At 48.3% G+C, this 8242-nt stretch carries 8 protein-coding genes; 3 read left to right on the top strand and 5 right to left on the bottom strand.

The features are described 5' to 3' along the window. Window positions 1-90 precede the first annotated feature (90 nt). Window positions 91-1200 (top strand): alanine racemase, encoded by a 1110-nt coding sequence (gene alr / locus NK638_RS05755; protein ID WP_274632270.1) that lies wholly within the window; start codon window positions 91-93, stop codon window positions 1198-1200. A gap of 271 nt (window positions 1201-1471) precedes the next feature. Beyond that, the gene (gene argF / locus NK638_RS05750) at window positions 1472-2395 is read left to right on the top strand and encodes an ornithine carbamoyltransferase (RefSeq protein ID WP_274632269.1); all 924 of its coding nucleotides are present in this window, start codon (window positions 1472-1474) and stop codon (window positions 2393-2395) included. Between the two features lie 142 nt (window positions 2396-2537). Here argF and rpiA read toward each other — a convergent pair whose 3' ends face one another. The 5 genes from rpiA to NK638_RS05725 all read right to left on the bottom strand — a co-directional run bounded on the left by rpiA (window position 2538) and on the right by NK638_RS05725 (window position 6273). Next, window positions 2538-3197, bottom strand: a complete 660-nt coding sequence (rpiA, locus tag NK638_RS05745) for a ribose-5-phosphate isomerase RpiA (RefSeq protein WP_075100924.1) — start codon at window positions 3195-3197, stop codon at window positions 2538-2540. 163 nt (window positions 3198-3360) lie between these two features. Then, complete coding sequence (locus tag NK638_RS05740; RefSeq protein WP_274632268.1) at window positions 3361-4671, bottom strand: arsenic transporter; 1311 nt, start codon at window positions 4669-4671, stop codon at window positions 3361-3363. 43 nt (window positions 4672-4714) lie between these two features. After that, on the bottom strand, window positions 4715-5473 hold the full coding sequence (gene arsH / locus NK638_RS05735) for an arsenical resistance protein ArsH (RefSeq protein WP_274632267.1): 759 nt from the start codon (window positions 5471-5473) through the stop codon (window positions 4715-4717). Continuing rightward, window positions 5457-5867 carry an arsenate reductase (glutaredoxin) gene (arsC, locus tag NK638_RS05730; protein ID WP_274632266.1) on the bottom strand — a complete coding sequence of 137 codons (411 nt, stop codon included), beginning with the start codon at window positions 5865-5867 and terminating at the stop codon, window positions 5457-5459. The genes arsH and arsC overlap by 17 nt, the downstream gene beginning before the upstream one ends. A gap of 43 nt (window positions 5868-5910) precedes the next feature. Beyond that, window positions 5911-6273 carry an ArsR/SmtB family transcription factor gene (locus tag NK638_RS05725; protein WP_274632265.1) on the bottom strand — a complete coding sequence of 121 codons (363 nt, stop codon included), beginning with the start codon at window positions 6271-6273 and terminating at the stop codon, window positions 5911-5913. Window positions 6274-6530: 257 nt separating this feature from the next. Here NK638_RS05725 and ilvA point away from each other — a divergent pair, with 257 nt between their 5' ends. Next, window positions 6531-8084: a threonine ammonia-lyase, biosynthetic gene (gene ilvA / locus NK638_RS05720; protein ID WP_274632264.1), complete on the top strand. Its 1554-nt coding sequence runs from the start codon at window positions 6531-6533 to the stop codon at window positions 8082-8084. Window positions 8085-8242: the final 158 nt, after the last annotated feature.

Raw genomic sequence — 8242 nt, 5'->3', positions numbered from 1 at the left:
TCACTTTAGGGAGGGGAGGAAGTCAATCGATGTATTTGCTCATAAAATAAGTTGATTTATCCAATCACGTTGCCAATAAAGAAGCCCATTATGCGTACCATTACTATCAAACCAAAAGCCCTTACTCATAACTTATACCAAGTAAAAAAAATGGCCCCAAATGCTAAAGTACTCGCCATGGTCAAGTCCAATGCTTATGGTCATGGCGTGGCGGCGGTACTGCCCGCTCTGCAGCAAGCCGACGGCATCGGTGTGGCTACTTTGGCAGAGGCTCTAGAGGCACGGCAATTGGGCTGGCATAAAACCATTGGGCTCATTGAAGGCGCCTTTACCGCTGATGAATGGCAGACCGCCATTGCCCAAGATATCAGCTGCGTGATTCATCATGAGCCGCAGCTGATGTGGGCGCTAGACAACATCGCGCCTGCCAGCAGTGCCACGCGCGTGGTTTGGCTAAAATACAACACCGGTATGAATCGCTTAGGGTTTGATACCAAAGGCGTTATCGATGCGGCGGCGCGGCTACATGCAGGCGGCTATCAGCTGATTTTGACCACACATTTTGCCAATGCCGATGACAGCAGCCACCCGCTAAATGCGCTACAAATTCAGCGCTTTAACGACATGCTGCAAACCTTAAAAGACACCGTCAGCGATGAAGTAAAAGGCTCGTTATGTAACTCAGCAGGTATCGTCAATTTTGCAGAGCATCATCATAACTGGGTACGCCCTGGTATTATTTTATATGGCAGCTCACCGGTCGTCGACCAAAGTGCAGCTACGTTAGACTTACAGCCTGCAATGGAGCTTTGCGCCCAAATCATCGCCTTGCAGACAGTCAGCGCCAATGATGCCATCGGCTATGGCAGCTTATGGTCAGCACCGCACGATACCAAAACCGCCCTCGTCAGTATCGGCTACGGTGACGGCTACCCTCGCGTCATCAGCAGTGACGCCTATGTGACCGTCATCAATGCCGCAGATCAGCAGCGCTATCGCTGTGCCGTGCTTGGACGCGTGGCCATGGATATGATCGTTATCGATGTCAGCGCGATGCCAGCAGACCCCGCCTTAAACAGCAAAGTCATCTTATGGGGTGAGGCGCCGCACATCGATGAAGTCGCAAGTCACGCTGGAACTATCAGCTATGAGCTATTATGTCGCCTGAGCACGCGCCCAGCCCGTATAGCCGCTCACTAAATACCTAAACTTGAATCACTGACAGGTTTGGCATCCTGACTGGTAAAGGGTTTTATGTCATTAGCCAGTCTACGCGCACAGATGGCATCGAGCCTCTATAGCAAGTACTACCGCAGCCGTATAAAAGGGTGCTGACTTGAGAAAATTGGCCGTTTACATTGGGCCTAATTGCGCTATACTAAAAGTTTGTTGTCACCCCAGTGTGCGCGTTGAGCGCTGCTGCACAAGACTGATAACGTTTCACTGACTGCGATCGACTGCTAGGACTACTATGAGTTTGCGCCATTTTTTGACTTTATCTGATTTAACCCAACAAGAACTAGAAACCCTTATCAAACGCGCAAGCGAATTACGTAAGATGCAACATGCAGGCGAGGTCTATCAGCCTTTTGTTGGCCGGACGCTTGGCATGATATTTGAAAAATCCTCTACTCGTACGCGTATCTCGTTTGAGACGGGCATGGGGCAATTTGGCGGTAGCGCCATCTTTTTATCACCCAATGATACCCAGCTTGGCCGCGGTGAGCCGCTAGAGGACTCTGCACGCGTCATCTCAAGCATGGTTGATATAATTATGATTCGCACCTTTGGTCACGAAAAAGTTGAGACCTTTGCTGAGTACTCTAGTGTGCCGATTATCAATGCGCTGACCGATGAATTCCACCCTTGCCAATTGCTCGCCGACATGCAAACCTTCTATGAACATCGCGGTAGTATCAAAAATAAAATCGTCACTTGGGTTGGCGATGGCAACAATATGTGCGCCTCCTACATGCAAGCGGCGAGTCAGTTCGGCTTTGAGCTACGCGTGGCCGCGCCTTATGGCTTTGAGCCTGATACCGAGCTGATGAAACGCTTCTCGCATTGCGTCAGCCTAGTCGAGGATGTACAAGACGCGGCAAAAGACTCGCACCTTATCGTCACCGACGTGTGGGCAAGTATGGGGCAAGAGTCTGAGCAAAACACTCGCGCGCGCCGCTTTGCGCCCTATCAAGTGACGCCATCGCTATTAGATAAAGCTGATCCAGATGTTGTCTTTATGCACTGTTTGCCTGCGCACCGCGGCGAAGAAATCTCTCACGACATGCTTGATGATCCGCGCTCCGTGGTCTGGGACGAAGCCGAAAACCGCTTACATGCGCAAAAGGCACTGATGGAGTTTTTGCTCAAAGATAAGATTAAACTATCGGTTTAACTGATGGATAATCAATTTGTTTAAAAGCAAATCTTTTTTAAAACAGATAGCAAAAAGGCAGATTACTTATAGTAGTCTGCCTTTTCTTAGTTAAGTTCTTAGTTTTAAGCTTCAAAAGTTTAACGATAGACATTGACGCCTATTAACGCGTTATCGTTTCAACCCCATTACTACTCGCCTTTAGCAAAACATCGGCTTGATTGGCGGCAAAAATACCATTACAGACCACACCCACGATATTATTCAGCTCTTTTTCAAGCGCAATAGGATTGCTGACATCTAGGTCATAAGTGTCGAGAATGACATTGCCATAATCAGTGACAAAGTCCTCACGGTAGACTGGCTCACCGCCCATTTGTGCTAGCTGACGTGCCACATAGGAGCGCGCTTGCGGCAAGACTTCGATCGGTACAGGAAACGATCGGCCTAGTATATCGACGCGTTTGCTCTCATCGACCATACAGACGAATTTATTGGACGCTGCAGCGACGATTTTTTCACGCGTCAGCGCGCCGCCGCCGCCTTTGATGAGTTGCAGATGGGCATTAACTTCATCAGCACCATCGATATAGACATCAAGCTGGCCGGCAAAGTTTAGATCGACAATCTCGATACCCAAAGCACGCAATTTGTCTTCTGTCACCTGTGAGCTGGCAACGGCGCCAGCAAGCTTGACCTGCGGCAATAGCTCAATCAGGCAGTTCACCGTACTACCTGTTCCTACACCAAGTATCATGTCATCTTCGATATAACTTAGAGCAGCTTTGGCTGCGGCTTGCTTTTGTGCTTGCTGATCACTCATCATAAATCCTTGGCAGAATAAATGTACCGTCTTGAAAAAATTAAAGGCTAAAAAAGGTAAAATACGTGGCTATTATAACCGATGACTTCGATATATGTCAGCGTAAAACCAATTCTAATAATGAGGTCTTCCACCCGGAATTGATAACCCATATAAATGCCTTTTAAACCCCAGAGACATGAGGTAACCAAAACACCAAGGCTAGCAGCGTCGCTAATAATACTGGCGGCGTAATGAGCAGGCCGATTTTCATATACTGCCCCCAGCTGATTTTATAGTCCTTTTCTGCTAAGACATGCAGCCATAACAAGGTCGCAAGACTGCCAATGGGCGTAAACTTCGGCCCCAGATCATTACCAATCACATTGGCATAAATCATCAGCTCGCGAGTCGCTGTGGGTACTTGCGCGCTATCGATAGCCAGCGCGCCTACCAAGGTAGATGGCATGTTATTCATAATAGAAGCCACAATCGCTGAAAGAAATCCCGTGCCTACTGTGGCGATGATATTGCCTTGCTGCCCTAACCAGTTGAGTATTTGAGCACCATAAGCCGTCAGTCCTGCGTTACCCAAGCCATAAACCACCAAGTACATACCCACAGAAAACAAGACGATTTGCCAAGGCGCTTTACGTACGACGTCAGGCACTGAAACAACTGCATCTCGCCCGCCCTGCCACCAGCGGCCTGCGATTGCCATTAATACCAATGCCGCTGCTCCCGTGACGAGGGAAATGGGCACACCTAATGACTCGGTGGCAAAATAAGCAACCAATAACAAAGCAAGTAGCGGAAAAGCGGCTTTAAACACCAGCGGATCTTCGATAGCGGATGCAGGTGCGCTCAGATTGGCAATGGAATATTGTGTTGGAATTTGGCGCGCATAGACTACCCACAGCACTGCTAATGTTGCGATGACAGAGACAATATTGACTGGCACCATGACCGCCGCATAACGTCCAAAGCCGATATTAAAATAATTGGCGCTGACGATATTAACCAGATTAGAAGTCACTAACGGCAAACTTGCGGTATCAGCGATAAAGCCCGTCGCTATGATAAAAGCCAATGCCGATGGCGGTGAAAACTTAAGCCGGAGCAAGATAGCGATGACAATCGGTGTCAAAAGTAATGCAGCGCCATCATTGGCAAAAAACGCGGAGATAAACGCGCCCAATATCACAATCATGGGAAACAACAACCGTCCCTGCCCATTGCCAAGTCTCGCCACATGTAGCGCCGCCCAACCAAAAAATCCCGCTCTATCTAAGATAAGCGAGATGATAATTAGCGCCATAAAGGTAAAAGTCGCATCCCAAACGATGTCCCATACAATACCGACATCGGATAACTGCACCACACCAAAAGCCAAGGCGACCAAGGCTCCTCCCAGCGCGCTCCAACCAATGCCCAAACCTTTAGGCTGCCATATCACCAAAACCAAAGTCACGATAAAGATAATGAATGCGAGCATGGTACAACCTTATTTACGGCGTGTTGATTATAACTAGGAGATATTACAGCGACTTTTGATTGACACGTTGCGACACTGCTTCGGCACTTTCCACTCGCTCAGAGTATCTGTCGGTCAGATAGGCCGAGCGTCCACGAGTGAGCCAAGTGAACTTTACCAGCTCTTCACAAACATCCACGAGGCGCAGATATAAGGGCGACATATCCATGCGGTTATCGTCGTTAAATTCTAAAAAAGCCTTTGGAATCGATGATTGATTGGGGATAGTAATCATGCGCATCCAGCGCCCCAGAATGCGCAGCTGATTGACGGTATTAAAGCTTTGACTGCCACCGCTCACTTGCATCACTGCCAAGGTTTTGCCTTGAGTTGGGCGTACGCCTCCCAGTGCAAGCGGTATCCAATCGATTTGTGCTTTCATAATGCTGGTGATGCTGCCGTGACGCTCTGGACTCACCCACAGCATGCCCTCTGACCACTGCGCCATCTCGCGCAGCTCTTGCACCTTTAGGTGATTGCTGTCAGCATCATCTGGTAACGGCAGACCCGATGGATTGAACATCCGCACCTCGCAGCCATACCAACGCAGCAGCCGACTTGCCTCCTCAGCCGCTAACCGAGAAAATGAGCGCTCACGTAATGACCCGTATAGGACGAGTATCTTAGGTGGATGACGTGGGTCATTTGGTGCAATCAATGACTCAGTATCAATCGGTTGTAATTGACTGGCATCAATATTAGGCAGGTCATCTAGCTTTAACGACCCCTCTGCGTGAGGCTGATTATTATTGGCTATTGTCATGATAAATCGTCTCGCCGTCTTCTTTAGTAAAGCTGCTCACTGGATTTTCTAACAATGCAAACACCCGCTCTGAAGGTCGGCATAACGCTGCGCCCTTATACGTGACCACGATAGGACGATTGATTAAGATAGGGTGCGCGATCATCGCATCGATAATATGGTCATCAGATAGCTCAGGATTGTCTAAGCCCAGCTCATCATTGATAGCTTCTTTGCTACGTAATAATTCTCTAGGCGAGATATTCATCTTTGCCAATAGGTCAACCAACTCGTCACGAGTCGGCGGGTTTTTTAGATACTCCACCACTTCTGGCTGCTCACCTGATGCCTTTATGATGGCAAGTGTATTGCGAGAGGTACCGCAGTTTGGATTATGAAAAATCAAGGGTTTCATAGCGATTTCACCTATTTTTTGAATCTAGTTATTAGGGTGTGCTTTACAGACTGTCTTTTTTATCAGATTTGGCAGCCTCACAGCCGCTTAAGCTATCTATCAGCGAAGCACACAGCTCTGGATGCCCCGCGCAGCAGTCTTGCAATAAAAACTGCACGACCGCCTCCATATGCGACAACGACGCGCGATAGATAATTTGCCGACTTTGGCGTTTTGACACCACCCACCCTGCTCGCGCCAGTACTGATAAATGCGCGGACATGGTGTTATGCGGCACACATAGCTGACGGGCTATTTCACCCGCAGGTAGGCCGTCAGGCTCCTGACTGACCAGTAATTTAAAGGCTTTGAGACGCGTTTCTTGAGACAGTGCGGCAAAGCTTGCGATAGCGTTAGTTATTTCCATATGTCCAATAATACAGACATATCAGAATAATGCAATAAGTTTCGTTTATACCCAGTCAGATTACCGCCCTGTTCTATCAGATACCCAAACAAGCTGACTACCTTTTAACCGCCAAACACTCACTCCTGCCCAGCTCAGTATGAAATCACCACAAAACTGCAATTGTGTCTTGCAAGATAGGTAAAATCAGCATAGGCTAATCTATTTCGTTTTTATTGTTATCTATAACTTTTTATCGACAATTTTTAGGGGTCATTATGCTATCACACTGGGTACGCGCCATCTTGCAAGCCACCGTCTATGACGTTGCTATTCAAACGCCACTAGAAGCAGCTCCCAAGCTGACCCAACGTTTTGCTAATGATATTCGCTTTAAGCGCGAAGACCTGCAACCGGTCAAATCCTTTAAATTGCGCGGCGCTTATAATCGCATTAGCCAGCTGTCCGATGAGCAAAAAGCTCGCGGCGTGATTTGTGCATCAGCAGGCAACCATGCGCAAGGGGTTGCTTACTCTGCGAAAACACTTAATCTTAACAACATCATTGTCATGCCCACCACTACGCCAGACATTAAAGTCAATGCGGTGAGAGCACTTGGGGGCAATGTCGATCTGCACGGCGACAGCTTTGATGAAGCTAACCGCTATGCGATCAACCGCGCCAAGACTGAGGGTCTTACCTTTATCCCGCCTTATGATGATGAGTTGGTCATTGCCGGTCAAGGCACCATCGGGCTTGAGCTCACGCAGCAGTGGCGCAACATGGATTATGTGTTTGTGGCGGTTGGCGGCGGCGGCTTAGTCTCAGGGGTTGCCGCGTTTTTGGGCGAAGTTGCGCCGCATGTCAAAGTCATCGCTGTAGAAGCTGAACAATCGGCATCACTCAAAGCTGCTTTAGAAGCCAATGAGCGCGTTAAGCTTGAGCAAGTTGGTCTGTTTGTCGATGGCGTGGCGGTGGCGCAAATTGGTGAGCTGCCCTTTGATGTGGTACGCACACAAAAAAGCGATGGCTCAGGGCCTATCGTCGAGCCAGAAGTCGTGACTTGTACTAACGATGAAGTCTGCGCAGCGGTCAAAGATGTCTTTGAAGAAAACCGCAGTATCGTTGAGCCAGCCGGTGCTCTGTCAGTCGCTGGTATGAAAAAATATATCAAAGCGCATGACTTGCAAGGTAAAAACTGCGTCGGCATCATCTGCGGCGCCAACATGAACTTTGACCGCCTGCGTTATATCGCTGAGCGCACCGAAATCGGCGAGAAAAAAGAAGCTATCTTTGGTGTGACCATTCCTGAGCAAACGGGCGCTTTCTTAAACTTCTGCCGCAGCTTGCACGGACGTAATATTACTGAATTCAACTACCGCGCCGATAGTCAAAAATCACCAGATTCGATGGAGCCTGCCTCAATCTTCGTCGGTATCGCGCTAAAAGAGGGCGAAAAAGAGCGACACACCATCAGCAAACAGCTGGCAGATGATGGCTATACCGCTCACGATTTGACCGACGACGACATCGCTAAATCGCACATCCGCCATCTTATCGGTGGCCATGCTCATGTCGAAAACGAGCAGCTACTAAAAGTGGTATTTCCCGAGCGTCCTGGCGCATTGCTGACTTTCTTAGAAAAACTTGGCGATGATTTTAATATCACCTTATTTCATTATCGCAATCATGGCGCCGCTGAGGGTCGCGTATTGGTCGGTCTGCAGGCCTCGATGAGCAACTCGCGTCAACTGCAAGACGCTCTGCTAGATATCGGCTACGAGTGCACTATGATTAATGATAATATCGCCTATCAGTTGTTTTTAAAATAAGCAGGATGTGTCAATCACCATTGTTTACATAGCTTAGTTTACATAGCTTAGACGACCAATACTTTATGGCACAGTATAACTCTCAACGGCTTGTCTTTATTAAGACGAGCCGTTTTTTATCCTGTACTGTGCTATGATCTGCTGATGGTATCCTTTAT

Origin of the sequence: Psychrobacter sp. A3, assembly GCF_028823565.1 — a bacterium.
GTDB classification, from domain to species: domain Bacteria; phylum Pseudomonadota; class Gammaproteobacteria; order Pseudomonadales; family Moraxellaceae; genus Psychrobacter; species Psychrobacter celer.
This window is presented reverse-complemented; position numbering and strand designations above follow the sequence as displayed.